The organism is Mycobacterium montefiorense (assembly GCF_025823255.1).
Taxonomy (GTDB): domain Bacteria; phylum Actinomycetota; class Actinomycetes; order Mycobacteriales; family Mycobacteriaceae; genus Mycobacterium; species Mycobacterium montefiorense.
The window spans coordinates 925,050-951,807 of the sequence record NZ_JACKVL010000013.1 but is presented as its reverse complement, the minus strand read 5'-3'; the positions used below and the strand labels follow the sequence as shown (position 1 = coordinate 951,807).

The window sequence follows — 26,758 nt, the reverse complement described above, 5'->3', positions numbered from 1 at the left end:
TAAATGTCGCGGGCTAGAGACGTTGAGCGATGGGCCCACTGATCGCCACGGCGGCTGCGAATGATGCGCTTCCAGGCCGCGGCTCAGAGCTTCTCTTCGGCGTTCGTCTGAGTATTGACCACGGGCAATCCTTTTAGGGAAGCCAGTCGCCGCTCGCCTCGCAGATAAGTCAGCCGGCCCTTGCTGTCCCTGGACTCGGCGAACTTCGATGTCACGTAGCCCTCCGCAGCGGTCAGGACCTTGAGTCCGTGCTGCAGGTCGGAGCGAACGAAATAAGCGTTGTTCCCTGCACTGTTGCTGCCGACAAAGTCATATCCCTTGGAATTAGCGAGGTCGCACATAGCCGGCAGCGAGGCGCCGAAGTACAGATTGTTGATGCGCGCTCTACTGAAATTCGGGTCGTAAGGGATCGTGATCGCTCGTTCGGCGCCGAACACGCTGTTGTACTCCATGATCGCGATCGCGGGTCGTACGGCATCCAGGCCACGCCAGACCCAGTAGTCGTTGCCATCAATGTCGATATGAAGAAGCCCGATCTCGCCTTCGAACCCATGATCCAGCATCAATTGGTTGATATTTTCTACCGTCACGAAGGTGCAGGCGCTCTGAAGATCATGGCGCCACGAGATTTCGTCGCGCTTGATGACAGCGACGTTCCGATCGGAGCTATCCATCACCAGTCCGCGCCAGTTGTCGTTCAGCAGCAGGAATCGAGTGTTGGACTCTCGATAGTCCCCGACACCGAACTCTACGAAGGTCTCGCTCAATCCCGAAAGCCGATGGATGAGCCACTGAATGATGCCGTCGTCGCCGAATTGACTGAACACCGAGAATTCCACGTCGGCCAGGCCGTTGACCACTTCCCGTTCACGCACCTGCCACGTGAGCCCGCGGCCAATCAGAGTGCGCTGCCTAGCTTCGCCCGCCGTCAGGGCTTGCGCGAGGAGGGCCAGCGGATTGAGATTGAGTTCCACGTGAGTCCTATTCCCGCTGCCTACACCCGTCGCGGCCGGATCCGTGAGCACTGAGTCAGCAACTCTATTCTTAGCAAAGCATCGGCCCACGGGGCAATGGGCATTGAGGGTCGTCACGCTGTCCGCTAATTTTCTTTGAAATATCAAGGCACTCAACGGCTTCCGCGCCAAACACCAGCCAGTAGTCGGATTTCGATGCGAAGTCGAGAAGCGCTGACGACGTTGATATCTCGCCATCGTGAACGCGAAAGGCGCTCTGCCGCAGGGGTAAGCGGAATGTTCTAAGACTCCGGTATCCAAGATGGGAGTGCGCTTACCAGAAGCTGGCTACTTGGACTGGTCGAGAAATGCTTTTGTCGAAGCCCGGGTCCGCGACGTGATCTAAACGTGTGAGCAACGCAATCCCCCGCGGGCTGCTGCCCCACGCAACAGGTCCGACCAGCGGCTTGTCCGCGGTGTTGTGACGGCCGGAGTTAACTCAACGACCGGGGGCGGTGATTGCGCACGTGGCGCTATCAAGATCGATCAGCAACCTCGCCCCCGCAGTACGCAAAGTCGCGGTCCTCTGGACGAAGCATGGGCTGGACTGCCCGCATAGCGAACGATTTGGCCCTCGACGCACCCGTGGTGCGCGGCGGTCCATAAGGTGAGCGCCGCATCTAAGGTGGGTTGGCTTGCTCATCACGCAGAACGTGCCGTACGTTCTGTTTGGCCTCCTTCCGCGTTTGCCGACGTGGCGGGAGACACCTCAGGAGGGTTTGATTGAGAGCGCTCATCTGCGGCATTTCAGGCCAGGACGGCGCGTATTTGGCGCGCCTGCTCCTCGACAAGGGCTATGAGGTGTTCGGCACGTCGCGCGACGCACAGATTGGTACGTTCGCGAACCTGACGCGCCTGGGAATTCGTGACCGCTTGAACTTGGAATCCATGGCCACCAATGACTTTCGTAGCGTGCTCAACGTACTACGCGAGACCGATCCCGAAGAGATCTACAATCTGGCCGGACAAAGCTCGGTTGGCCTGTCGTTCGAGCAACCGGTGGAGACCCTCGAGAGTCTCGCGGTCGGTACAATCAATCTGCTTGAGGCGATCCGCTTCCTTGATAAGCCTATTCGTTTTTATAGTGCCGGCTCGAGCGAATGCTTCGGAGACACAACGGGTGGCGCGGCGAGCGAGCAGACACCGTTTCGTCCTCGCAGCCCATACGCCGTAGCGAAGAGCACTGCGCATTGGCTCGTCGCTAACTACAGAGAAGCATACGGACTCCACGCGAGCACCGGCATATTGTTCAATCACGAATCCCCTTTGCGCCCTGAGCGCTTCGTGACGAAGAAAATCGTGGCGGCAGCTGTCCGCATTGCCCGTAACGAGCGGTCGCGCCTCATGCTGGGCAACATTCAGATCAAACGAGATTGGGGATGGGCACCCGAATATGTTGATGCGATGTGGCGGATGTTGCAGCAGCCCAAGGGGTCTGACTTCGTGATCGCTACCGGCGAGAGCTCTACTCTTGAGCAGTTCGCAGCTACCGCGTTCAGCCAGGTGGGGCTCGACTGGCGCGAGCATACAGATCTCTCGAAGACCCTAAGGCGCCCTTCGGATCTCGCCGAAGGGCGCGGCGATGCTTCCAGAGCAAGAGAAGTCCTTGGCTGGTCGGCCACCTACCGAATGAGCGACGTCGTCAAGGCAATGGTCGAGGCCGAGTGGGATCGGGCTGAGCACCGGTGAAAGTCGCCTTTGATCACCAGATCTTCTCATTCCAACCATATGGCGGCGTTTCACGCTACTTCTTCGAACTGGCGAGCCGCCTACCGGCCCATGGCGCTTCCGACGTTTCCGTCGTCGCGCCATGGCACGTCAACAAGTACCTGGCTGATTCTGGCAGCAGCTTCACACGCGGTAGGTACCTGAACATACCGCCGTACACAATCGGCGGGATTTCGGTCATTCCTATGGCAAATCAGCTCGTCGCACCGTGGACGTGGCGGGGAACGAAACCCGACATCGTCCACGAGACCTACTTCGCCCCCAAGCCCGTCGGTAAGGGCCGGCGCCGCGTGGTGACGGTGTACGACATGATCCACGAGCTGCTCCCCGCAGAATTCCCAGACGCCAAACGGATGACCGCAGCCAAACGCGCCGCGGTCGATCGGGCAGACCATGTGATCTGCATTTCCGAGAATACCCAGCGGGACCTCGTGCGTATCTACGGCGTCAACCCGGAAAAAACGAGCGTTGTCCACCTCGGCTACTCAATGACCGCGGGCGCCAACGCGACGACGACGCAGGAAGATCGCCAAAAGACCGCGCCATTCCTTCTCTACGTGGGAAATCGCCGGGGCTACAAGAACTTCAGCACGCTGCTGCGAGCTTACGCCAGCTCCCCCGTCTTGCGAGAACTCGAACTGATCGCGTTCGGCGGTCCCCCCTTGTTGCCCGACGAGCACGAAGAGATCGGTGCACTGGGCATCACTGATCGGGTGCGGTACGAGTCGGGATCTGATCAGAAATTGGCCACCCGCTACCGGGCAGCTGCCGCGTTCGTCTGTCCCTCAAAATACGAGGGATTCGGGCTTCCTCCACTTGAGGCGATGGGTCATGGCTGCCCGGTCGTGTGTAGCAATGGCGGCTCGATTCCCGAAGTAGTCGGGGACGCGGGCGTCTATTTCGACCCGAACGATCACGAAGAGTTGCGGGCGGTACTTGAACGTGTGGTTACCACCGACGAATTGCAGGCTGATCTACGCGAACGGGGATACACGCGCACCGCCGTGTTTTCCTGGGACAAGTGCGCGGCCGGCACGGCACAAATCTATCGGGAAATCATCTGATCGCGTTTTCATTTGTCGACCGATGTAAACCAACCCGAGAATTCTATCGCGATAGCCGTACCTCATTCATCGACTTCGTCAGGGCGTTGATAGATGCTATGCACCCCCACTACCGGGTCACCACCAGCGAAACCGGCGTTCAAGTCGGACATCCTGACCGATCCGGGAAGTCTCAGTGCCAGCGATTACACCGATTTTGGGCGCTATCGAGATTTACGATTCCCTTGTCGTTGTGCGCCGTGCAACCCGTGGCCTGACGCGAAGCACCCACCGGCCCTAAGCAGCCAGCCGGATGCGTCGTGGCACAGTGGACCTGGTGCGGCGCTGTAGACCCGGAAGTAGCCGACGGAGCTGTCGAGAGGGACACCAATGAAAGCCGTATTGCTGGCGGGGGGGGTTTGGTACTCGCCTCAGCGAAGAAACCGCAATCCGCCCCAAACCCATGGTGGAGATCGGCGGACGGCCAATCCTATGGCACATCATGAAGCTCTACTCCCACCATGGCATTCACGATTTTGTTGTCTGTTGCGGTTACAAGGGGTACGTCATCAAGGAATACTTCGCCAATTATTTCCTACACATGTCGGACGTCACTTTTGATATGTCGGCAAACAAGATGGAAGTCCACCGGCACCACGCGGAACCCTGGCGAGTGACGCTGGTGGATACGGGTGAGAACACCCTGACAGGCGGCCGCCTGAAGCGAGTGGGATCCTATATCCGGGATGATGAGGCCTTCTGCTTTACCTATGGTGACGGGCTGAGCGACGTGAACATCGGCGCGAGCATCGAATTCCACCGCCAGCACGGGCGCCGCGCCACAGTCACCGCGGTGCTGCCGCCGGGCCGCTATGGGGCCCTCAAGTGCTCGGGCGACGTGGTCAAGGGCTTTGCCGAGAAGCCGCGGGGCGATGGTGGCCTGATCAACGGTGGATTCTTCGTTCTCTCCCCCGCGGTGCTCGACTACATCGAAGGCGACCAGACCTCGTGGGAAGGCGCGCCCCTGACGCGTCTGGCTGCCGATGGCGAAATGATGGCCTTCGAGCATTCCGGCTTCTGGCAGCCCATGGACACGCTTCGGGATAAGAACACGCTCGAAGAGCTCTGGAGTAGCGGCGAAGCGCCGTGGAAGTGCTGGCGTTGAACGCTTTCGAGACTGCCTATCGGGGCCGGCGCGTCCTCGTCACCGGCCATACGGGCTTCAAGGGCAGTTGGTTGTGTCTCTGGCTACATATGCTGGGGGCCCAGGTCGCCGGGCTCGCCTTAGACCCGCCGTCCGAACCCAGCCACTGGGACCTCCTGAAGCTAACGATCCAGGACCATCGCCTCGACATCCGCGACGAAGCGTCCGTCCGAAAGGTCTTCGCGGCCGCCAAGCCCGAGATCGTATTCCATTTGGCGGCACAGCCTTTGGTGCGTCGCTCCTACCGCGAGCCGATCACCACCTGGGCTACCAATGTGATGGGCACCGCGCATGTCCTCGAGTCGGCCCGCCAATCACCGGATGTGCGTGCCATCGTCGTCGTCACGACCGACAAGTGCTACGAAAACCGCGAGTGGCCGTGGGCGTACCGAGAACGAGACCGCCTTGGAGGCCACGACCCCTACAGCGCGTCCAAGGCCGGCGCCGAGTTGGTGGCCGCAAGCTATCGGACCGCGTTTCTGCACCAGGCGTCGGCTCCGCTGCTTGCAACCGCCCGGGGCGGCAACGTAATCGGCGGTGGTGACTGGTCCGAGGACCGGCTGATTCCCGACCTGGTGCGTTCGGTTGCCGCCGACAAGCCGCTCGTCATTCGCTCGCCGCGCGCCACGCGGCCCTGGCAGCACGTATTGGATTGCCTCAGCGGCTATCTGCTGCTGGGGCACCGGCTGCTCGCCGGCGACGCCGCCTGCGCCGGTGCGTGGAACTTTGGCCCGGACGGGGAAGGAAACCGAACCGTCGAGCAGGTACTTCAGGACCTTGCTCACACCTGGCCGCAGCTTCGGTGGCAAGTGACGTCTGATCCTCAGCCGCACGAGGCGGGTCTGCTGCAACTGGACAGCGCCAAGGCGAGGATGCAGTTGGGGTGGCGTCCCGTCTGGAAGCTTGAAAAGGCAATCCACCACACTGCCAACTGGTATCGCCTCCTGATGGAATCGGGTGAACTGCCGAGCACTGACGAACTTACGGCCTACACCGCCGATGCAGCCGGAGCCGGATTGTGTTGGGCGACAGCATGAAAGTCGTTGACACGCCGTTGGCGGATCTGAAAATCGCGCAGTCGATACCGCACCGCGATGCGCGCGGCGCGTTCACTCGGCTTTTCTGCGCCGAGGAACTTCAGCCCGTGCTGGGCCAGCGCCGGATCGAGCAGATCAACCACTCGCGAACCAGCAGCGTCGGAGCTGTGCGTGGCATGCACTTCCAACATCCGCCGTATGCGGAGGTGAAAATGATCCGCTGCCTTCGCGGGCGGGTCTGGGATGTCGCCGTCGACCTGCGTACGGGATCCGCGACGTTCTTGCAGTGGCACGCTCAGGAACTGGCACAGGATGACGCGCAAATGCTAATCATTCCAGAAGGTTTCGCGCACGGCTTTCAGGTCTTGGAGCCGGACAGCGAGTTGCTCTATCTGCACACCGCGTTCTACCACCCGGCCGCCGAAGGTGGCCTGCGGCCTGACGATCCGCGGCTGGACATCGCGTGGCCGTTGCCGCCACAGGACCTTTCAGCTCGTGACCTTTCCCATCCGTTATTGAGTGCCGATTTCACCGGAGTCGCCTTATGAAATGCCGACACTGCGGCGTGGCGTTGGAGCACAGCTTTGTGGACCTCGGCTTTGCGCCCCCCTCGAACGCCTATGTCTACGCCGAGGAGCTGTCCAACCCGGAGGTGCACTACCCGCTGCGGGTGAAGGTGTGCCACCGCTGTTGGTTGGTGCAGACCGAAGACTATGCCCAGGCCGAGGAACTGTTCAGCGCCGACTACGCGTACTTCTCCAGCACTTCGAGCAGTTGGCTCGAACACGCGGCCGGCTACGCACGCATGATCACCGACCGGTTGCGGCTTGGGCCCGAGAGTTTCGTCATCGAGGTGGCCTCCAACGATGGCTACCTCCTGAAGAATTTTGTGGCAGCAGGGATTCCCTGCCTGGGCATCGAACCAACTGCAAGCACGGCCGCAGCGGCCGAGGCGCTGGGAATCCCCGTCATGCGGGAATTCTTCGGCGAAGCCCTGGGACGGCGACTAACGGACGAAGGACGTTCGGCGGACCTGATCGCCGGCAACAATGTGTACGCCCACGTGCCCGATATCAACGACTTCACCCGGGGATTGGCTGCGGTGCTCAAGCCGGAAGGCACTGTCACACTGGAATTTCCGCACCTTGTCCCATTGATCGAGCAGACCCAATTCGACACGATCTACCACGAGCATTTCTCCTATTTGTCACTCACCACGGTGGCCAGCATCTTTTCCGAAGCAGGCCTGCGGGTGTGGGACGTCGAGGAACTGCCGACCCACGGCCATAGCCTGCGGGTTTACGGATGCCACACCGAGGCTGCAATCGTCACAACGGAGCGCGTTGCGGCGCTGCTCGCGCGCGAAGACCAGTTCGGGGTGACTCGGCTGGAGACCTATACCGAGTTCCAGAAGCGAACCGACCGGGTGAAGGACGATCTAGTAGCCTTCCTCATCGAACAGAAGCGTGCCGGCCGACGAGTGGCGGCCTACGGAGCGGCCGCCAAAGGCAACACCTTGCTGAACTACGCCGGTGTCAGGCCCGACTTGTTGCCCTACGTCTGTGATGCCGCACCATCCAAGCAGGGGAAATTGCTGCCGGGAAGCCACATTCCAATCCGAGCGCCCGAGGCGCTGTGGGAAAACTTGCCAGACTACGTGGTGATCCTGCCGAGGAACATCGCTCAAGAAGTGCGGACCCAGCTGAAAGATCTCGCCGAGGGAGGCGCGATCTTCGTGATAGCGGTTCCTGAACTGAGCTTCCTGTGAACCCAGGTATTGCGTACACCAGGCCATCGATCACCGAACTCGAGGTGCGCTACGCCACCGATGCCGCGGCCAACGGCTGCGGCCGAGCAGTGCTATGCATACATCCGTCCCGGCGTTTCCGGCGACGTTGATGTTCCCGGGGCACATCAACGTCGGGGACTCGCCAGCAGGTCTTCATACGACGTGTATGTTTAAAAACTGCATGATCGTTCGTCGGCAAGTTTGGCAGGTGCAGCTAGACTTTACTATTTGCGAGGTGAATTAACTCGTGGCGACTGTCCCAGTATTCAAGCCGCTGATCGAGGTTGAAGAAATTGCTGCTGCAGTGGAATCGCTCGAACTTGGATGGCTCGGCATGGGCAGCTATGTTCAAGAGTTCGAAGAGGCAGTTGAAAAGACTTGTCAACTCGAATCGGATGATGACCGTCATGTTGTAGCAGTTAGCACTGGGCACGCTGCGCTCCATCTTTCACTGCTGATGATGAATGTCGGGCGCGGCGATGAGGTAATTACGCCGTCCTTCAACAACGCCGCAGATTTTCAAGCCATACGCGCCTGCGGGGCCGACCCAGTCTTCGTAGACATCAAGGAAGAAACACTCTGTATCGATCCTGATAAAATCGAAGAATTGATCACACCCAGAACTAAATGCATTATTGCCATGGATTACGACATTTTCATCTGTGATCATGACGCAATCGCTGACGTGGCGGAACGACACGGTATCCCGGTGCTACACGATGCAGCGCATTCCTTCGGATCGTTTTACCAAGGCCGGCCTACTGGCAATCAGCACGAATTCACGATGTTTAGCTTCGATCCGGTAAAGACAATCACATGTATTGACGGCGGTGCGATTGTTGTCCGCGGCCGCGATAACGTGTCGAGGCTCCACGCGAAGCGGCTGATTGGCATGACCCAACCTGCGGCGCAGATGTATACAAATTCGCGTGCGTGGACCTATGACATTGAAGAACTCGGTTTCAGATATCATTTGGCGAATCTCCACGCCGCAATAGGTGTCGCACAAATTTCAAAGATCGATGAAATCCGGTCCACGCGGCAACAGGCCTGTAAGCGATATTACGCAGAGCTGTCGTCACTCAACTCGATCGATGCCCCTCGTGGCGACTTCGACCAAGTCAACCCGTTCTTGTACTACGTACGAGTGCTGGGCGGTCGTCGTGACGAACTTCGTGCCCACATGAAGGATTGTGGAGTCGATACGGGTATCCATTGGCAAGCTGGGCACAGTTTTTCTTACCTCAAGGACTGTCGTAGGGGATCGCTGGAGGTCACCGAAAAGATTGTTGATCAGATTCTTTCCGTTCCGCTCCACAGTAGGATGAGCAGTGAAGATCAATCGCGAGTGATCAATTCCATTTCGACATTCAAGGCTGACTGATGAAATACCAGGAGCTGTTCCAGTGCCTCAAGGGCGTCGGTGATCTCGATCTGTCTTCCCTCTGCCTGCCGGTCGAAGGGACAGCATATGGCCTTTTCCCAATTAACTGTCAGGCCGACCGGATAGACGACCGCACAGTTAGAATGCTGACGGAAGCCCGCAATTCTAACTCCGCTTTCTTTCCTTACCTATTTTACCGCCACCGCTGAGCGAACGGCGGGCTGGCTTGCGGGTGCGGTAGCAGGCGATCCTTCACGGATATTGTTTTCGGTGAGCAATATTGAATCGAATGACCATTACGGCTATATGGGTTTAGCCTACGGAGATCCTGCTGGAACGAGGATCGAAGGAGATGCAATTGTCCGATTTGCGGGAAAGTCGGAACCTGGCCTGATGAGAAGCGCATTCTCGCGCTTGGTCAACTGGGCGAAGTTGGACCTTGGTATTGGCGATGTGTGGGTTAGAGTGTTGTCCGATAATCCGGCGGTCGGATTCTATGAATTGTGCGGCTTTTCTAGAGTGAAAGAGACGCCACTCTACGAGACTCGCGGACCGCATGGCGAGCTTGTCGAGCTTTCAGAAATTCCTTCAGTTGATTGCGCGGGCGAATCTTCGCGCACCCTTGTGCACATGAGGTGCTCGGTGTGATCCGTTCAGTAAGTAGCAATTAGAACCACTTCAGATGAACCATTAACAGGAATTGGAACAATGTCGGACTTTAGTTATTCCTCATCGAATTCGACTATCACTCTAAGCGATGGATCGGTAATTAATTTGAGTGACCCTAAAGCTTTCTCGATCATTTCTGAAGCATGGCTGAGGGCAGGTTGGGATACGAAATACGTATATGGGTTCAGTTGGCTCGGCCGGCCAATAATCCAGCTTCCAGAAGACATGCTCAGAATTCAAGAAGTCATCTACGAGGTTAAGCCAGATGTAATCGTTGAGACAGGCGTTGCGCACGGTGGTTCCTTGATTTTCTACGCTAGCCTTTGCGCGGCGATCGGGAAGGGCAGGGTTGTCGGTATTGACATCGATATTCGCCCGCACAATAGGAAGGCGATCGAGGAGCATCGACTTAGTCCGGCCATCTCCCTGATCCAGGGGAGCTCCGTGGATTCGGTGATCGTTGATTCGGTGAAGGGCGCGATCGGGAAATCGGAGACCGTCCTGGTGATTTTGGACAGCAATCACCTCAAGGATCACGTAACTGCAGAGCTTGAGGCTTACTCACCTATGGTAAGCCCTGGTAGCTATATCGTCGTGTGCGACGGAATCATGAAGCAGGTGACAGGTGCTCCAAGAACGGAAGAGGACTGGTCTTGGAACAATCCGCTCTCGGCGATAGACGAGTTTTTGGAAGGCCATCCTGAATTCGATTGTGTCGAGCCTGCCTGGCCGTTCAATGAGAGTGCCTTGACGGAGCGGGTGACGTACTGGCCGCGGGCTTACCTTCGGCGAAACTAGTTGGTAGTAACGGCATTCACGCCGCACTTACGGCAGGGACTCTAGAGAGTTTTTAACTCGGGAACACCGGCGACGAAGTTTCCCGCTCTGCCCCCTCCGCTAGTCCATTCTCAAGCACTTATTTGATACTGCGCAGCATTCAGTTGCCCCTCCGCATTGGGCGCAGACCGGCCTTGTACCGCTGATACAACGCGGTGAATGCTTTCCCATAGGCCCCGCGCCAGTTGAGAACCACAAGCCGAGACAATAGTGACAACCTGTCGGCCAGAGGGAAAGGCTTGGCCAATTTGAGCGCATGGGCCGAGAAAGTGAAAAACGGCAGTACAGCTTCGATGCGGCCACTTCGCAGAACACGCCATGCGTCCGCGCCGCTGCTGGCTCCCGACACACCGAGTTCCAACCAGCCGTCATCGGTTCGATTGATGTTTCCACGCGAGGCAAGGAACAGATCGATCGCCCAATCTACCGCCCAGAATGACTGACCGATGACATCACATTGGCGCAGGATTGCGGTCCGAACCACAGAGTAGTACACAGCTTGAGATTGCCAGCAGTGGTCCATAAAGCTTGCAAAGCGTTCGGCCGGAGTGCCGACAAGCGAGAAGGTGACATTGTCCGCTTCGGCCTGCCCCTTGAACCTGTTCGGGCAGGTTGACGCTACATGGTCGACATTTTCGTCCAGGAAGTTGATATTTAATTCCAAGAAATTGCTTGACCGCGTATCGTCTGCAGCAAGCCAATGAAAATATTCACCGACTGCTTTATCTAAAACGAACTTGAAATTAGCAGCGGCGCCAATATTATTTTCCTGACGAAAGTATTTCACTCGAGGATTGATTGCAGCCATTTCTCGGCAAATTTGAGCCGTATTATCCGTGGATGCATTGTCAGAGATGATTACCTCGTAGTCATGGAACGACTGCGAATCTATAGATCTGAGAGCCTGCTCAAGAGACGCCTCGCCATTGTAGACGGGAATGCCGATACTTATTCGAACTTGGCCATTCACGTTCACATCTTCCACGTTCACATCTTCCTGCGCAGGAACCCGCGTGGCGCCACTGAGATCAGCGGCTTGCTGTCGATGGAGTCATCGATCTCGAACTCCGGATGGGTCTCAAAGTGCTTCCAAACGACGGTTTTCGGGTTGTCCCCGTGTCCCCAGAGACGATCCGGATGGGCACCGACCGGCAGGTCTTCGACAATCGTCGCCGCAATATCCTGCGGGCGGCCAAGCGCGGTGAAATGGTATGAGTATCGAGCACTAGTGGACGCGGAAATCCATTGAGAAGAAAGGAGCGTAAGCTCTTGGGTTTTGCCCTGTTCGGCGACTTCCTCGGCACATTCAGCGCAAACTTTTTCGTGCTCGTTCACGGGCGCTTTCCTATCTCAATTCGCACTTGATACTCTTCTCCCCATCCCGAAACCAACATCCTCGACCGGCTCAGCATAACTTCGCCGCGCAAACGCCTGCGCCGCCATGTGGATCACCAGAGCCGGGTTGTGCGATGCGCAATGACTCCACGAGTTTAGAAGGATCGCGGATGTCCGCAAGCGCTTCCCCGGAGAGTAGTTTGCGCCCCGACGCCAATTCGAACAGGCCCGGTTTCCGTTTGGGGGCAGGGCATAGCCGTACACGTCGCATCCCAACCGCTTAAGCAGCGCCATCATCCAACTGCCCTCGAACCCCGTGCGACCGGTCGGGAACACGCTTTTGCCGGCGACCACAGTGCCGAGCAGGCCGTACTTCGTCTAGCGCACTTTGTATTTGACGATGACGTGCCTACATATGTTGCGCTGCAAGCGGTTACGGCGATACTCGACAGGGCAGGCGTAATCCCAAGACCAGGTTGCAGTTGAGGTTACGGACGCACCATAGTGCCAACCTGGCAAGCCGGCTAATCGACGTTGCGCGTCGACCGCGTAATGCGCTGCAAGGCAGGATAATTAAAGAAGGGATAGGTGAAACCCCAAGTAGCAGTGTGGTGGGCACCGAAGCACCGCACCCAGCGCCACTCAGTCGCATTCCGAACTCAAGATTGACCGCGGGACCTCCGCAGAAGTTGAAGATAACAGTAGCGCCCGACGGTTACCTGCGTTGCCTGTGCTAGAGCCGTAACACCAATCAGCGGCCGTCCACGATTCATTCAACCGCTTGCGCAACCCAGTCAATCGGATACCCCGCTCGCGGTCGTCTCACTGGATGCATTTCGGTCATACCATGGTTTGCAATCAGGGGACAGCGAGCGTCGCTAGTGCCACTGTTGGTAACCAAGGCCAGCTGGCCGGGCCACCCAGCCAAAGCACATCTGAGAGTCGAGGACTAGTGTCATGGCAGCGGCGTCGTCCTACTATTCGACACACGGAAGGCAGGATTCGTCGTGAAGTTTGCGCTGGCGAGCTACGGAACCCGCGGCGACATCGAACCCAGCACCGCCGTCGGACGCGAACTGCAGCGCCGAGGGCATGAAGTTCGGCTGGCCGTCCCGCCCAACCTGGTGGATCTCGTCGAGGCGGCCGGGCTTGATGTGGTCCCCTACGGACCGGATCAGCAACAAGGGTTCTGGGACGTGGACTTCCTCCGCAAGTTCTGGAAGGTCCGGGAGGTGCTCGACTCGTGGCGCCAAACTCAGGACCTGCTGCAAGTTTCGTTGGGCGAGATGAGCGCGACGCTGGTGGCGCTGGCCGACGGCGCCGATCTGCTGTTCACCGGCCCCGGTTTCCCTCAGGTCCCCGCCAATGTCGCGGAGTACTACGGCATTCCCTTGGCCGCGATGCATTACTTTCCGATGCTGCCCAACGGCCAACTCGCTCCTAATGTGCCCGCGCCGCTGGTACGCACCGCGATGACGCTGCTGGACTGGCCGCAGCGCGTCGTAACCAAGAGGGCCGAGGACGCACAACGCCGCGAACTGGGCCTGCCGAAGGCCACTGGGCCGGCCCCCCGCCGCATCAGCGCGCGTGGATCGCTGGAGATCCAAGCCTACGACCAGGTTGTGTTCCCCGGATTGGCCGACGAATGGGCCAAATGGCGCGATCAACGGCCGTTCGTGGGCACCCTGACGATAGAGATGTCCACGGAGGCCGATCAGGATGTCGCGGCGTGGATCGCTGCCGGAACTCCGCCGATTTTCTTCGGCTTCGGCAGTACGGCGGTGAAGTCTCCCGCCCAAACAATCGAGATGATCGGCTCGGCGTGCGCACAGTTGGGAGAGCGAGCACTGGTCGGCTCGGGCGGGAGTGACTTCAGCACCGTGCCTCATTTCGATCACGTCAAAGTGGTTGGGCCGGTGAACTATGCCACTGTCTTCCCCGCCTGCCGGGCGGTGGTCCACCACAGCGGCGCCGGCACCACGGCCGCCGGCCTGCGCGCCGGCGTGCCGACGCTGAGCCTGTGGAGCCTGGGTGATCAGAGGATTTGGGCCGGCCAGGTCAAACGACTCCGGGTGGGCACCGCCCGGCCTTTTTCGGCCACCACCCAAGAAACACTCGTCGGCGACCTGCGCGAGATCCTCGCCCCGGATTGTGTCGACCGTGCCCGCGACATCGCCACCCGGATGACCAATCCCGCCGAAAGTGCCGCCAAGACAGCCGATCTGCTCGAAAATTTCGCCCGCATGCCGGCAACGAACAACTAGACGGCAACTGAAAGGTCTTGCTCCTGATGAAATTCGCCCTGGCAAGCTACGGGACGCGCGGCGATATCGAGCCGTCCGCCGCTGTCGGCCGCGAACTGCAGCGCCGGGGGCACGAAGTCTGTTTGGCAGTCCCCCCCGGATTGATGGACTTCGCCGAGGAGGCTGAGCTGGCGGCCGTGGCTTACGGGCCACCGATAGAGAAATTTCTGGACGAGGATTTCCTGCGCAATATGTGGACGAATTTTTTCCGGAGCGCCTGGACGATCAGCGGCCCGATCAACCTGGTGCGCAAAATCTGGGAGCCCATCATCGTGCATTGGGCCCAAGTGAATACGACCCTGATGTCGCTGGCGGAGGGCGCCGACCTGCTGTCCACCGGCATCAATTTCGAACAGGCCGCGGCAAACGTGGCGGAGCACTACGACATTCCGCTGGCCACGCTGCATCACTTCCCCATGCGGGCCAACGGCCAGCTCGTCCCGACCATGCCGGCTCCCCTTGTCCGTTCCACGATGACGGCGATCGAATGGCTGTTTTGGCGCTCGACGAAGAAGGTCGAAGACGAGCAGCGCCGCGAACTGGGCCTGTCGAGCGCGGCATCGCGTTCACAGCGAAGGATCGCCGAGCGAGGATCGCTGGAAATCCAGGGCTACGACGAGGTGTGCTTTCCCGGGCTCGCCGCCGAGTGGGCGGAGTGGGATGGCCGCAGACCATTCGTCGGCGCGCTGACAATGGAGTTGACGACCGAGGCCGACGACGGGGTCACATCGTGGATCGCCGCGGGAACACCGCCGATCTGCTTCGGCTCGGGCAGCATACCGGTGGAATCCCCCACCGAGTTGGTCGAAATGATCAGCGCGACGTGCGCGGAGTTGGGCGAGCGCGCGTTGGTGTGCTTCGGCGGAACGGACTTCACGAACGTTCCGCATCCCGATCACGTCAAGCTGGTAGGCCCAGTGAACTACGCGACCGTTTTCCCCGGCTGTCGCGCTGTAGTTCATCACGGCGGCTCGGGCACCACTGCCGCGAGCCTGCGCGCGGGGATCCCCACGCTGGTGCTGTGGAGCTCGGCCGATCAGCCGTACTGGGGAGCTCAGGTCAAACGGCTGAAAGTCGGGGCCGCCCGGCGCTTTTCGACCGCCACCCAGGAGACGCTGATTACCGATCTGCGCGAGATCCTGACCCCGCAATACACCAGCCGCGCCCGCGAACTCGCTACCCGGATGACCAAACCCGAAGAAAGCATTGGCCGCACGGCTGATCTCTTAGAAGATGCCGCCCGCCGGAAGGCGTCCGTCTGAGCGGACTATTTGGCCGGCTTGATCAGTAGGCCCTGCCCGGTGGGCAGTGCGCAGATCGATACCCCCAACTCAGCCGCCAAGATATCCATAGCGACGCGCTGCTCGTCACGCCCTCGGTTCGCGTAGTCGTCGAGGAGCACAAAGGCGCCTGGTGTCAGCAGCGGCCAAAAGTGGCGCAGCGCAGCGATTTCGGGCGGAGCGCAGTTCATGTCAATGTGCAGGTAAGCGACCGCGCGCGCCTCGACTTGCTCCAGGGTCTCCGGAACCGTACCAACGATGATGCGCTGGTTTTTCCACTGCGCGAAATTGGCGCGGACACCCTCGACGCCGCTGACATACATCCCATTGCGCAGCTTCAGCTGGCTTCGTTCAACTTCCCCCGATTCGCGTTCCCCGTCGGTGACGAAGCGGGGATCGATCCCCGAGAAGGTGTCGAGCAAATAGAAGGTTTTGCCGGTCCGATCCCAGTCGAGGCGCTCCATGATGGCGCTGCTCAAGAACCCGTAACTGACGCCACACTCGACGAAATCGCCGTCCAGCAGGCTCGCGTTCTGCGCCGCCCATAGCCCGACGTGCACCCGCCATTGCCACTGATACCAGTCCTGGTCGGGCAGAGCGCGCGCACCGCGTTGGTAAGCGCGCTGGAAAGCGGGGTCGTCGAGGAACGCATCGTTGTGGAAGCTGATCAGCCCGTCGCTTGCGTACACGTCTGGTAGCACGGCGCGCGCGAGCCAGTACTCAAAGCGCACCCACCACATCAGCAGGTTTGTTTTTGCGTTTAGACCGGTGGCCACGGCGGCAACCATAGCATTGGCGCGCACCTTGTCTCCGGCGAATCGGACGGGTTCATTACCAACTCATTTGACTTAGTACGCAGCAGCTCGGAAAGCAAACATGTTCGTAGACAAGCGGTTTCCCGCGAACGGCATTTGCCGTCCGTGCTTTCGGGAACCCAGACATTACAGCTGTGCGATGGTCATGGCTTGCGCCACAGCACGCCGGTGCCATCGATTTCCACGATCTCAGCAGTTACTCCGTGCTTCTCGCGGTAGTCCGTTACCGCTTGCTCACACGCTTTCAGCGCGTAGTAGTCATCGATGATGCAATAACCTCCGGGCGACAACCGGGGGTAAAGCGCGTCCAGGGCCTGAATCGTCGATTCGTACAAGTCACCATCAAGCCTCAGTACCGAGATCTGCTCAATCGGAGCGTCGACCAATGTGTCTTTGAACCATCCCGGCAGAATACGAACCTGCTCATCCAGCAGCCCGTAACGCTCGAAATTCGCTCGAACCTCTGCCTCAGATACCCCAAGCACGTTCGCATGCCGGTGCAATCTAATACCCTTATCCGCCTTGTAATTCGTCGTGTCCGGAGGAGGCACTCCGGCGAACGAATCACACAGCCACACCTTCCGCGTCTGGTCCCCGTAAGCCGAAAGCACCGCACGCATCAAAATCGCAGCGCCGCCCCGCCACACACCACACTCGACCAGATCACCCGGAATGCCGTCGTCCAGAACGGTCTCCACACACTGCTGCAAACTGGTCAGCCGCTGCATGCCAATCATGGTCAAAGCATCCGCCGGCCAATCCAGGCCGTGATCCCGCGCGTACTCATTGAACGGGCGTTTGCGCACCAGCATGAAATTCCGGGCGTTGAACAGTGGCCGCCCCAGCCGATACAACCCCACCGGCACCAGTTCGTCCTGGCCATATCGAGTGAGGTCACGACGGAGCAGATCGAGGTACGCGGACCGCGAGTCGCGTTCAGTCACGGTCAAAACTGTCCTCTCCTGGCATGCCACTTACTCCCAGTCATGGAGCCTAGACGCCCCTCGACGCCATCGACGCGTTCCACGTTCTTCTGTCAACTCCCCCGCTCGACCAGCAATCATGTTAGCTGAGTACCCAGCACCTCACCTCCGACTCGCGTTGCCGAAGCGCACCTGCGACGTCGGATGCACAGGAGGCCAGCTACCGAAACCCCGCCGGTCCGGACGCCCCCCACTTCTCTCGACGCAGCGCGGGGGTGACTCCCAGACTAGCGTCGATCACGCAAAGCGTCCGTTATGCGCGAAACTTTCAAGCAGATCAACTGCACGGCTGACGCTATCTGCAGCCGGTGTCATCTGGGGCGCGATGGCTCGGGCGCGGGTGGCGTATTCCGGTTTAAGGATCTCCCGCAGATCCTCGACCAATGTTTCCTGGGTGGTGGCCGAAAACTTCCGGCCGGCACCCACTTTCAGCTGTTTGAGATGACCGCCCCAGAACGGCTGGTCTCCCGCTGTCCAAAGAATCAGGGTGGGAAGACCCGCGCGAAGTCCCGCGGCCGTGGTGCCCGAGCCACCGTGATGCACTACTGCGCGGCAACCCGGAAAGATCTTCGCGTAGTTCACCGCCGCGACCATCTTGATGTGATCGAAATGCGGCACTTCGCTGAAGTCGGCCCAACCGGCGCAAATCAAGGCGCGCTCGCCCAATTGCTGGCACGCCGCCGCGATCATTTCGACCGTGTCGGCTGGAGATTCGCTGACCGGCATGCTGCCAAAGCCGAAAACAATCGGAGGTGTCCCAGCGTGCACCCATGACGCGACATCGTCGTCGACATCCGTTGTCAGCCCCATCGTCAGGGCGCCGACGAAAGGCCGTCGCTCCCCCATTTCGCCCATTCTTTCGCCAGCCCGGGGAAGCACACCTCGTCGTATGCCTGCAGTTCCAGTGACCCGCGCCGAGCGATCCGCTGCGGCGACGCACAGTCGGTTTTCGGGAGGCCGAGTTTACGGCGCTGCGTGTCCTCGGCCTTCTTGTTCATGCGCCAGACCATCCAGTCGTACGCCGCCATACCGGTCCGGACGAGTGGCGAAGGCAGGTTCGGAATGAGCTGACCGTTGGGGCGCATCGGGATGTAATGCAGCACAGCCAACGGGATGTCGTAGTACTCAGCCACGTTCGTCGCGAGGTCCTGGTACAGCTGCCCGGTGAAGAGCACGTCGGACCCCGCGGTCAGCGCCGTCAGAGTCGTGCTCATGTCCGTCCAGGACCGCAGAACAGGCTCCCAGGCTTCACGCACCAACTCGATCGGACCCTTGACAGTCCAAAACGTGCGACGGAATCTCGACCAGAAGTTGCGCAGGAACTCGTCATCCCAGAATGCCTGCATGTCCGGTCCGTAGGCAACCGCATCCAGCCCGGCCGTCTCGGCCAGGGCGAGCAAGTTGGGCGGAATAGCTATGCGAACTTCGTGCCCCCTGCGCAACAGTTCGCGTCCCGCTGCGAGAGAGGGCTCGACATCCCCACGAGTTCCATAACATGCCAGAGCAAATTTCATCGCGAGGCTAGACCTATCACTTCCGATGTTTGTAAGCAAGCCCAGGCTAGCGTGCTTACCCCTGGTTCAGACGGGTCTTGCATGGTTCAAGTTCCCCCAATTCGCCGTAGCAACAGATACATCTTACCGGGCCCCTGCCGGCTATCAGAAGACGTGATGGGAGGGCCAAAGGCGGTCTGCGGATTTACTATTCAATAACGCAACACCTCCGCGAAGTTTTGATTACACTGCTGCCGCCGGACGAATGACAAATTGCCCCGGGCATTGAATCAAACTGGCAGGTTCTGATTATATCCCCGGACAATTGGCGGTGAGCCGCGCTCGCCAATTACGCGTAATGCTTCGCGCGAGCGAAGTTTTCGACCAGGTCGGCGGCGGCGCTGACGCTCTCGGCAGGCTTGGTCATCCGGGTAGCGAGCGCACGCGCCCTCGACGCGTACTCCGGGCCGAGGATTCGGCGTAGGTCCGCAACCATCGATTCGCGAGTGGTGTTCGAAAAGCGCCGGGTAGTACCAACTTTCAGCTTTTTGAGCTGCGATCCCCAGATCGTCTGGTTAGGGTCCATCGAGAGAATCAACGTGGGAACTCCGGCGCGCATGCTTGCGGCCGTGGTTCCCGAGCCACCGTGGTGCACAACTGCGCGGCAGGCGGGAAAAACCTTTGCGTAGTTGACCGCTCCCACCACCTTGACGTGTTCGGAATGCACAACGCCGCTGAAGTCGCTCCAGCCGGCACACACCAATGCCCGTTCTCCCAACTCCGCGCAGGCGGCACTGATCATCTCGATCATGTCGGCCGGTGATTCCACCGGCATGCTGCCAAAACCGAAGCAGATTGGCGGCGTGCCCGCGGCGATCCACGACGCGACCTCGTCGTCGACGTCGGTCGTCAACTCCATCGTCAGCGTGCCGACGAAGGGGCGATGGCCGTCCCATTTCGCCCACTCGGTTGCCAGCCCGGGAAAGCAGGCCTCGTCGTAGCCCTGGATTTCCAGGGACCGGCGCTCGGCGATCCGTCCCGGGGAGGGCCCGGTTGCCTTGGGCAGGCCGAGCTCACGCCGCTGCGTGTCCTCGATTTTCTTATTAAGGCGCCAGCAGAACCAGTCGAACACCGTCATCGCGTAGCGGGCCACCGGCGAGGGCAGGATCGAAACGACCTGCCCGTTGGGCCTCATCGGAACGTGATGCAGCGTGGCCAGCGGCAGGTCGTAATACTCCGCAACATTGGCGGCCGGTTCCTGGTAACTCAGCCCCGCGAATAGCAGGTCGGCGTCCTTCGCCAGCGACACCAGCGTTGTGTTCATCTGTGTCCAGCACTGGTCGCTGAGCTCCCACATCTCGTGCCACAGCCTTCTCAACTGCCGAATCCGCCAGAATCTGCTGAAGAAAGACGTCCAGAAGTTGCGGTACACGTCCAGCCAGGTCCGCGTATCCAGCCCGTAGGAGACCGCCGGAAGCCCGGCCGCCTCGACGAATTCCATCAGATCGGGCGCGACGGCCATCCGCACATCGTGGCCCCTGCGCTGTAGCTCACGTGCGACAACGAGGGAAGGCTCGACATCGCCTCGAGTTCCATAATTCGCCAGCACGAATTTCATTGCGGACCCAAAGTTTACGGTTGTTTGGCGGTCATGGCTTACGCCATAACACGCCTGTGCCGTCAATTTCTACGATATCGGCGGATATGCCCTGCTTTTCACGATAATCCGCCACAGCCTGCTCGCACGCTTTCAGCGCGTGGTAGTCGTCAATGATGCAATAACCGCCGGACGATAGTTTCGGGTAGAGAGCATCGAGAGCCTGAATCGTCGATTCATACAGATCCCCATCAAGCCTCAACACCGCAATCTGCTCGATCGGGGCATCTGCCAACGTGTCCTTGAACCAGCCAGGGATAAACCGCACCTGATCGTCCAGCAAGCCATAACGCTCGAAGTTCGCCCTTACTTCTGCCTCTGGGACTCCCAGTATTTTCGCATGACGATGCAGCTTAATTCCCTTGTCGGCTTTGTAATTCGCAGGATCTGGGGGTGGTACGCCGGCGAACGAATCACACAGCCACACCTTCCGCGACAGGTCCCCGTAAGCCGAAAGGACCGCACGCATCAAAATCGCAGCGCCGCCCCGCCAGACGCCACACTCGACCAGATCACCCGGAATACCATCGGCCAGCACCGACTCCACGCAATGCTGCAGACTGATCAGCCGCTGCATCCCAATCATCGTCAGAGCATCCGTCGGCCAATCCAGGCCCAGGTTCCGAGCATGCTCGTTAAACGGATATTTACGGACCAGCATAAAATTACGGCTATTGAAAACAGGCCGCCCCAGGCGGTGCCACCCGACAGGCACCAGCTGATCGTGACCGTATCTTGTGAGGTCACGACGGAGTAGGTCGAGATACGCCGATCGCGAGTCGCATTCAGCTGCGGTCAAAACTGCCCCTTACTTCCCATACGTCTACTTCTTCTTCCCATGTGTCGGCCGGTTGCTCAGCCTAGATGTCCGCCGACCCCGCCAACTCGTTTCGCGGTTTTCCCTCATGCTCGGGCGCAACCTGTAACCGTGACCTCGACAAAGCCAGATAGCCTTCGAAGGCGGCTTGGGCTTTGCTCGCTGCGGAGCCAAACCAATCGAACTTCACGGACTCGTGGCGTGGGGCAGTCTACCGCCAATCGCCGATCAACCTAGCGCGTCCGGTCGAGCTTACCCAGACCGGTGATCTCGAGACTCACCGATTTCCGCGACCCTGCGGCACCGAGCAGGAAAAGCATGTCGCTGATCGGAGCGCCTAACCAGAATCGCCAGAACGGTTTTCTGAAGCACTTCACCGTGAAGCTGCCCTCCCCGATCAACCAATAAACCGGAAGCGCGACCAAGCGGTAAAAGATGCGTTTCCACCGGTGGGAAACCATCTCGAGATTCATCTCCATCATCTCGAGACCCCAGGCCCGGTATTGCCATTCCAGCTCGTAGCGATTCTGAAACTCGAAGAACGCCCGCATTTCACCATTGGTGACGAGGTACTCGTCGAACACAAGGATGGACCCCGGCACGAAGTGTTCCTTGCACGTCTCCAATCCATGCAGGCAACTCTCATATGTGTCCAAATCCATGTGAAAGAGCCTGATCGGCGCGTTCGGCCGGTCTGCCAGAAATGGAGCTAGCGTGTCGTAAGTGCTTCCCTTGACGAACTGGACTTTACGGCCGAGAGCGTCAGGTAGGCCCTCGTGAAAAGTCACACCGGTGTCGTGCATAAAGCGTTGGGCGAACGGATCTGTCAATGAAAACGTTCCGCGTTTGACGACATGGTCCTCGAGTTTCCAGTCCTCAACGAGACCCTCGAAGCTGTCGAAGCCGTAGACCATTCGATCGCTGGCATCGGATATGAGCCTCGTTGACCACCCGATCCAGACGCCGAGATCCAGGATCAATTCGTCGGAGCCGCCCAGGGATGGCCCCGCCAAGTTCGACGCTTCGGACAACAATGTGTGGCCCCGAATCCGGCGTCGGCGCAGATCCGCCATGGTCTGGCGAATAAAATCTCCATAGGCCTCGTCATAAATCCTGGTGTCCCGCGCATATAAATTGGGAATGTAGCGATCGCGCCCCGGATAAACAATGCGCGCCAATATCAGCAACCCCAGGAGCACGCCGATCGGGATCAGCAGAGTCGGCACGTAAAAGCATGCTGTGGCCACGACAAGCGCGCTGCCAATGAGGACCGCTTTCCACAGACGATGAACTGTCGTCCGCTCCACCGCCCGCTTGTCGACCACAACGCCCACCGGTCACCTCCCTGTACTGGCTACAGTAATAGCGAATCACTTCAATTGCGGAATGAATCACGCGATTGCCCGTAAGTCATCCTGAGCCCCCAGCGAACTCAGCGTCACCGCGTCCGAAGCCGGCCCGCGTGCTTGTCCTTTGCCCCACGGCGTCATCGCAGGCCGTGCGCACCCGCTCGTTAAAGGACCCGCCATTCATAGCCCGGGCGCCGTTAATTGCGACCGGCATGTTCGGCTACCGAGCGGCTTGATTCGAGTGTGTGATCGGTTGCCGTGGAAGGGGATTCGTACTGTTGTCCGATCCATTCCAGCAGTTCACGCAATCCATCGTCGAGCGTCCACTTGGGACGCCAATCCAGGGCTTCTTTCGCGGGCTCGATGTCGCAGCTCGCGGCACGCACATCGCCATCGCGGAATTTCGATACGACGACCGGTTCGGGCGCCCCGCAGACGGCGCTGATCGTTTGCGCCAGCTCATGGATCGTTGTCGGGGTGCCTGACCCGATGTCGAGGCAGCGTTGCTCGGCCGCGGGTTGCTGGACCGAAGCAAAAAGCGCGTCGACCACGTCATCGATGTACACGAAATCGCGCACGATCCGACCGTCTTCGTAGACCTCCAGCGCGTGTTGCTCGCGGGCCAACCGCGCGAAGAGAGCAACTATCCCGGTATACGAATTGGTCAGCGACTGGCCTGGCCCATAGACGTTCTGCAGTCGCAGCACGCTGACGTTCGTGTCGTGCGCGGCGGTCCAGGCGGCGAGCGTGTGCTCCTGGGCGAGCTTGGTCGCCGCGTACACGTTGGTGGGCCGTGGCTCTGTCCGGCCTGCGCAGCTCGCAAGTGGCACCGCACGTTCACCCGTAGGGCCTTGCGGATCCCAGATGCCGGCCGCCAGCTGTGCATGGCTGCGAGGCCGCGGATAGAAGGTTTGTGCACCAGATTGCCAAGCGCCCTCGCCGTAGATGGCCCTCGACGACGCCACCACCAGCTGGTCGGGCACAAGTCCCGAGCGGCCCAGGGCGTCCAGCAGCTGGGTGGTGCCCACGACGTTGACGGATCCGTGGCGGGTCGCCTCCGACAGGGACTGTGCCGTTCCCGTCTCGGCTGCCAGATGGACGATCTGGGTAGGACGGAACAACCGAAGAACGGCATCCCAGTCGGGCGCGTGGGTGACATCGCCGGTGAATAACCGCACGGATGCCGGCAAGTCGATCGCTTGACCCGTGGCGTGCACTTGCGGGTGCAGGACATCGAGCACAGCGACGTCATAACCGGCTTTGGTGAGGCGGCGCGACAGCGCCGACCCGATGAATCCAGCTCCACCAGTGATAAGCACGGATTGTGTCAAGGGTCGACGTCTCCCGTTGGTCTGCAGGGTTGGTAGTACGAACACATGCATTGTCGAGAATGGGTTCAATCGATCATATATACGACCGCGGGTGCGCCAGCAGCATTCCCGATATAGGGCGGCTAGACGCGGGTAGTTGCCGATCGATTCGAGACCGGTTCCAAGCCGCTAGGCCCAGGTTCCACGGCGCCCGTGTGCGATCGCGACAAGCTCCATCATCGGCATCGCAACCGACGGCCGCAGCAACCTGAACAGCATTTTCTTGGACCGGCTGCTGAAGTCCTCACACGCCGTGCGTAACTCGTCGCTTTCGCGATACGACTCGAAAATGCAATCGAGTGCGGCCTCGTTCGGCGGCTCGTCGTGTGCGGCCTCGCACAGTGTGTTGTAGACCACTGAAATCCAGTCCGCACCGACAAGCCCCTTCCCTGTCACGCATCCGGAGTGGCGCTGGCGCCGGAGATCGGGAGTGAGGAACGCCTCGATTGCATCTTCTTGGTGCGTGTTCAATTCGATGTCGAGCGTCGTGGCGATCCGCTTTATCTCCCGCGGCCAGTCGTCGAGGAAGTCGGCGTAGTCAACGAACACGCGCGGCAGACGGCGGGTGCACCGCTCCGCCATGAGGCTGTATTTCAACCACAGGGCACCCGAGAGCTCGCGCGACACTCGCCAGGTCGCGGCGACGGACGAGATCACCTCCAACGGGTGGCGTACCGCGATCACGACCGCAACGTCGAGCCCGGCCCGTCGTGCCGCTTCGAACCAGAGTTCAGTCAGCGTCGTAATCCGGGGTTCTTTGATCACCAGCAGCGGCGCGTCTGGCAGCCCAGTGAGATACTCCTGAATCGAAGCGATGCAGGCGGCCTTCTCTTCAGCATCGAGCGCGTCGTCCATCGAGCGCAGCGAAGGATCAAACCACGCGCTCTGGTGGCGATAGAGGATGCCTTCGTTGATGGCGATGGCCTTGCGCGGTTCCCAATAGCCGCGCGGATTGCCCGCGTCGGCGCCCAACATCCCGGCAGGCAACGCAACACCACACAGAGAAAGAACGCGGGTAATTGCCGACGTTCCGGACCGTTGCGGCCCCAGCACGAATAGCACCGTGCGACGCACGCAGTTTGGCAGGCCAGTCATGGGCGCAGTCCCGTGCCGGATGCGGCTCGCGCGCCCGTCGCGGTGCAACACCGACTTTTAATCATTACCCAAGGTAATTTACGGGACCGAAAGGAAATTGGCACGGGCACTTCGATGGTGGATCTGGGTGTACGCACCAAGAAGCCCTTTCACTCGGCCCCTAACCTCGTGGTTCTTTGGCTGGCACCGGGTGTACACCATCGAGGGTTCGCTGATAATACCGCCGAACCCGGCATTTCGAGAGGGAACTCGGATCAACCAGCGACGGCGCCAGGCTCGCTGAACGGCGCCCCGAATTCGCTCACCGGCCGGAACCCATGCTTGCGGGCCTTACCGACGCCCACCCGCAGCAGATTGCCCAACGTGGCCACCCCGGAATGATCCAGCACCAGGAACGGTGACAACAATCGGTTGTGCACGAACGAGAACGCGAGCCCGGACGCGGGGTCGGCCCAACCGAACGAACCGCCCATTCCGACGTGCCCGAATCCCGGCATCACGTTGCCGAACGGCACGCCGTGATAGCCCAGGTGGAATGACAAGGGCACCATGATGTTTCGGTCCCGCTTCAGGCTCCGCCGTCCGGTTAGTCCGGCGACAATCTCCGGTGACAAGAACCGGATGCCGTCGATCTCGCCGCCATTGGCGATGGCGCCGTACATCCGCGCCAGACCACGAGCCGTTGCCACCCCGTTCGCTGCCGGCATCTCGGCATCCAACAGCGGGATATCGCCTTGCACGGCGGCCATCACGCCACGGAAGTACAACGAGCGGAATCCACCGGACAGCTCGGTAGCCACCTTGCGTGCCGCATAGCCGATGATTGGATTGCCGATGACGTGCTGCGGCATGATGATTTCGGCTACCCGCGTCGGGGCGCCAGCGGGCGGGCGGCCCAAGTGCATGCCGTCGGTGCCCAGTGGCTCTGCCAGTTCTTCGCGAATCAGTGCGCGCATCCCCTTGCCGGTCACGGCACGGGCCAGGCCGGACATCAGCCAGCCGAAGGTCAGCGCGTGGTAGGCCGGCTTGCCCAGCAAGCGTCCGGGAGACGCCGCTGCCAGCCGCTCTTCCATGACGAGGTGATCCAGCAGGTCTTCCTGCGTGGCTCCGCGCAAGCCCGACAAGCCGCCCCGGTGCCTCATCACCTCGCGAATCGTGAGGGTCGATTTGCCGTTGGCCCCGAACTCACGCCAGTACTCGGCGACCGGGGCTTCGTAGTCGATCAGGCCCCGATCGGCGAGCCGGTGGATCACGGTCGACGCCATGCCCTTGGTCGCCGAGAAAACCATCGGCGCCCGGTCAGCCGTCCAGCGCAGCTGCCCCGCCCGGTCCGACCAGCCCGTCCACACATCGACGACGGGTTGGCCATCGAGATAGACCGCCAGCGCTCCGCCGCCGAATCGACGTCCGGGGAACAGGCTCGAAAAACCGCGTACGACGCAAGAGAAGTTTGGGTCCACCGAACCGAACACACGATGACCTGCGTCAGGAGCATCGTCGGAGGGATTCGCGCGGTGATCGACCCCGTTGTCTACCGTCACAATTTTGAATTTACTT

General features: G+C 60.0%; 23 protein-coding genes and 1 pseudogene. 12 read left to right on the top strand and 12 right to left on the bottom strand.

Annotation, left to right across the window (positions count from 1 at the left end):
• Window positions 1–83: 83 nt before the first annotated feature.
• A complete protein-coding gene (locus H7K34_RS17990; RefSeq protein WP_264063345.1) occupies window positions 84–974 on the bottom strand; it encodes a hypothetical protein in 891 nt (296 codons plus the stop codon).
• Window positions 975–1,736: 762 nt separating this feature from the next.
• Here H7K34_RS17990 and H7K34_RS17985 point away from each other — a divergent pair.
• The 10 genes from H7K34_RS17985 to H7K34_RS17940 all read left to right on the top strand — a co-directional run bounded on the left by H7K34_RS17985 (window position 1,737) and on the right by H7K34_RS17940 (window position 10,665).
• A complete protein-coding gene (locus H7K34_RS17985) occupies window positions 1,737–2,702 on the top strand; it encodes a GDP-mannose 4,6-dehydratase (RefSeq protein ID WP_264063343.1) in 966 nt (321 codons plus the stop codon).
• A complete protein-coding gene (locus H7K34_RS26795) occupies window positions 2,699–3,805 on the top strand; it encodes a glycosyltransferase family 4 protein (protein ID WP_264063342.1) in 1,107 nt (368 codons plus the stop codon). The genes H7K34_RS17985 and H7K34_RS26795 overlap by 4 nt, the downstream gene beginning before the upstream one ends.
• Before the next feature lie 442 nt (window positions 3,806–4,247).
• On the top strand, window positions 4,248–4,949 hold the full coding sequence (rfbF, locus tag H7K34_RS17975; protein ID WP_443677685.1) for a glucose-1-phosphate cytidylyltransferase: 702 nt from the start codon (window positions 4,248–4,250) through the stop codon (window positions 4,947–4,949).
• Window positions 4,931–6,025, top strand: coding sequence for a CDP-glucose 4,6-dehydratase (gene rfbG / locus H7K34_RS17970; protein ID WP_264063340.1), 1,095 nt, complete (start codon window positions 4,931–4,933; stop codon window positions 6,023–6,025). Before rfbF ends, rfbG begins: the two co-directional genes overlap by 19 nt.
• Window positions 6,022–6,573, top strand: coding sequence for a dTDP-4-dehydrorhamnose 3,5-epimerase family protein (locus tag H7K34_RS17965; RefSeq protein ID WP_108924227.1), 552 nt, complete (start codon window positions 6,022–6,024; stop codon window positions 6,571–6,573). Before rfbG ends, H7K34_RS17965 begins: the two co-directional genes overlap by 4 nt.
• Window positions 6,570–7,793 (top strand): class I SAM-dependent methyltransferase, encoded by a 1,224-nt coding sequence (locus H7K34_RS17960; RefSeq protein WP_264063338.1) that lies wholly within the window; start codon window positions 6,570–6,572, stop codon window positions 7,791–7,793. Before H7K34_RS17965 ends, H7K34_RS17960 begins: the two co-directional genes overlap by 4 nt.
• Before the next feature lie 268 nt (window positions 7,794–8,061).
• Window positions 8,062–9,198, top strand: coding sequence for a DegT/DnrJ/EryC1/StrS family aminotransferase (locus H7K34_RS17955; RefSeq protein WP_264063337.1), 1,137 nt, complete (start codon window positions 8,062–8,064; stop codon window positions 9,196–9,198).
• On the top strand, window positions 9,198–9,407 hold the full coding sequence (locus tag H7K34_RS17950; RefSeq protein ID WP_264063336.1) for a hypothetical protein: 210 nt from the start codon (window positions 9,198–9,200) through the stop codon (window positions 9,405–9,407). The genes H7K34_RS17955 and H7K34_RS17950 overlap by 1 nt, the downstream gene beginning before the upstream one ends.
• Window positions 9,408–9,468: 61 nt before the next feature.
• Window positions 9,469–9,846: a GNAT family N-acetyltransferase gene (locus tag H7K34_RS17945; protein ID WP_264063335.1), complete on the top strand. Its 378-nt coding sequence runs from the start codon at window positions 9,469–9,471 to the stop codon at window positions 9,844–9,846.
• A 60-nt stretch (window positions 9,847–9,906) separates the two neighbouring features.
• Window positions 9,907–10,665, top strand: a complete 759-nt coding sequence (locus H7K34_RS17940; protein ID WP_264063334.1) for a cephalosporin hydroxylase family protein — start codon at window positions 9,907–9,909, stop codon at window positions 10,663–10,665.
• A gap of 139 nt (window positions 10,666–10,804) precedes the next feature.
• Here H7K34_RS17940 and H7K34_RS17935 read toward each other — a convergent pair whose 3' ends face one another.
• Both H7K34_RS17935 and H7K34_RS26790 read right to left on the bottom strand, forming a co-directional pair.
• Window positions 10,805–11,689, bottom strand: a complete 885-nt coding sequence (locus H7K34_RS17935) for a glycosyltransferase family 2 protein (RefSeq protein ID WP_264063333.1) — start codon at window positions 11,687–11,689, stop codon at window positions 10,805–10,807.
• Between the two features lie 2 nt (window positions 11,690–11,691).
• On the bottom strand, window positions 11,692–12,039 hold the full coding sequence (locus H7K34_RS26790; RefSeq protein ID WP_264063332.1) for a cephalosporin hydroxylase family protein: 348 nt from the start codon (window positions 12,037–12,039) through the stop codon (window positions 11,692–11,694).
• 1,007 nt (window positions 12,040–13,046) lie between these two features.
• Here H7K34_RS26790 and H7K34_RS17925 point away from each other — a divergent pair.
• Together H7K34_RS17925 and H7K34_RS17920 are read left to right on the top strand one after the other, a co-directional pair.
• Complete coding sequence (locus H7K34_RS17925; RefSeq protein ID WP_264063331.1) at window positions 13,047–14,303, top strand: glycosyltransferase; 1,257 nt, start codon at window positions 13,047–13,049, stop codon at window positions 14,301–14,303.
• A 26-nt stretch (window positions 14,304–14,329) separates the two neighbouring features.
• On the top strand, window positions 14,330–15,604 hold the full coding sequence (locus H7K34_RS17920) for a glycosyltransferase (protein ID WP_264063330.1): 1,275 nt from the start codon (window positions 14,330–14,332) through the stop codon (window positions 15,602–15,604).
• Between the two features lie 5 nt (window positions 15,605–15,609).
• On the opposite strand, the gene H7K34_RS17915 is transcribed toward H7K34_RS17920, so the two are convergent.
• From H7K34_RS17915 to lipL, 9 genes and pseudogenes are all read right to left on the bottom strand, one after another.
• The gene (locus H7K34_RS17915) at window positions 15,610–16,410 is read right to left on the bottom strand and encodes a class I SAM-dependent methyltransferase (protein ID WP_264063329.1); all 801 of its coding nucleotides are present in this window, start codon (window positions 16,408–16,410) and stop codon (window positions 15,610–15,612) included.
• A 170-nt stretch (window positions 16,411–16,580) separates the two neighbouring features.
• Window positions 16,581–17,387 (bottom strand): TylF/MycF family methyltransferase, encoded by an 807-nt coding sequence (locus H7K34_RS17910; RefSeq protein ID WP_264063328.1) that lies wholly within the window; start codon window positions 17,385–17,387, stop codon window positions 16,581–16,583.
• A gap of 270 nt (window positions 17,388–17,657) precedes the next feature.
• A pseudogene (locus H7K34_RS17905) lies at window positions 17,658–18,934 on the bottom strand (glycosyltransferase).
• A 328-nt stretch (window positions 18,935–19,262) separates the two neighbouring features.
• The gene (locus H7K34_RS17900) at window positions 19,263–20,531 is read right to left on the bottom strand and encodes a glycosyltransferase (RefSeq protein ID WP_264063327.1); all 1,269 of its coding nucleotides are present in this window, start codon (window positions 20,529–20,531) and stop codon (window positions 19,263–19,265) included.
• Window positions 20,532–20,562: 31 nt separating this feature from the next.
• On the bottom strand, window positions 20,563–21,369 hold the full coding sequence (locus H7K34_RS17895) for a TylF/MycF family methyltransferase (RefSeq protein ID WP_264063326.1): 807 nt from the start codon (window positions 21,367–21,369) through the stop codon (window positions 20,563–20,565).
• Between the two features lie 251 nt (window positions 21,370–21,620).
• On the bottom strand, window positions 21,621–22,721 hold the full coding sequence (locus tag H7K34_RS17890; protein WP_264063324.1) for a class I SAM-dependent methyltransferase: 1,101 nt from the start codon (window positions 22,719–22,721) through the stop codon (window positions 21,621–21,623).
• Between the two features lie 212 nt (window positions 22,722–22,933).
• Entirely contained in the window at window positions 22,934–24,055 is a 1,122-nt protein-coding gene (locus H7K34_RS17885) for an NAD-dependent epimerase/dehydratase family protein (RefSeq protein ID WP_264063323.1), read from the bottom strand.
• 180 nt (window positions 24,056–24,235) lie between these two features.
• On the bottom strand, window positions 24,236–25,201 hold the full coding sequence (locus H7K34_RS17880) for a sulfotransferase family protein (RefSeq protein WP_264063604.1): 966 nt from the start codon (window positions 25,199–25,201) through the stop codon (window positions 24,236–24,238).
• 254 nt (window positions 25,202–25,455) lie between these two features.
• Window positions 25,456–26,742 (bottom strand): esterase/beta-lactamase LipL, encoded by a 1,287-nt coding sequence (lipL, locus tag H7K34_RS17875; protein ID WP_264063322.1) that lies wholly within the window; start codon window positions 26,740–26,742, stop codon window positions 25,456–25,458.
• Window positions 26,743–26,758: the final 16 nt, after the last annotated feature.

Coding starts and splice junctions, on each gene's coding strand:
- H7K34_RS17965 (WP_108924227.1), top strand. CDS start 6,022: ATGAAAGTCGTTGACACGCCGTTGGCGGATCTGAAAATCGCGCAGTCG.
- H7K34_RS17940 (WP_264063334.1), top strand. CDS start 9,907: ATGTCGGACTTTAGTTATTCCTCATCGAATTCGACTATCACTCTAAGC.
- rfbF (WP_443677685.1), top strand. CDS start 4,248: ATGGTGGAGATCGGCGGACGGCCAATCCTATGGCACATCATGAAGCTC.
- H7K34_RS17900 (WP_264063327.1), bottom strand. CDS start 20,531: ATGAAATTCGTGCTGGCGAATTATGGAACTCGAGGCGATGTCGAGCCT.
- H7K34_RS17915 (WP_264063329.1), bottom strand. CDS start 16,410: ATGGTTGCCGCCGTGGCCACCGGTCTAAACGCAAAAACAAACCTGCTG.
- H7K34_RS17950 (WP_264063336.1), top strand. CDS start 9,198: ATGAAATACCAGGAGCTGTTCCAGTGCCTCAAGGGCGTCGGTGATCTC.
- H7K34_RS17960 (WP_264063338.1), top strand. CDS start 6,570: ATGAAATGCCGACACTGCGGCGTGGCGTTGGAGCACAGCTTTGTGGAC.
- H7K34_RS17920 (WP_264063330.1), top strand. CDS start 14,330: ATGAAATTCGCCCTGGCAAGCTACGGGACGCGCGGCGATATCGAGCCG.
- H7K34_RS17880 (WP_264063604.1), bottom strand. CDS start 25,201: ATGACTGGCCTGCCAAACTGCGTGCGTCGCACGGTGCTATTCGTGCTG.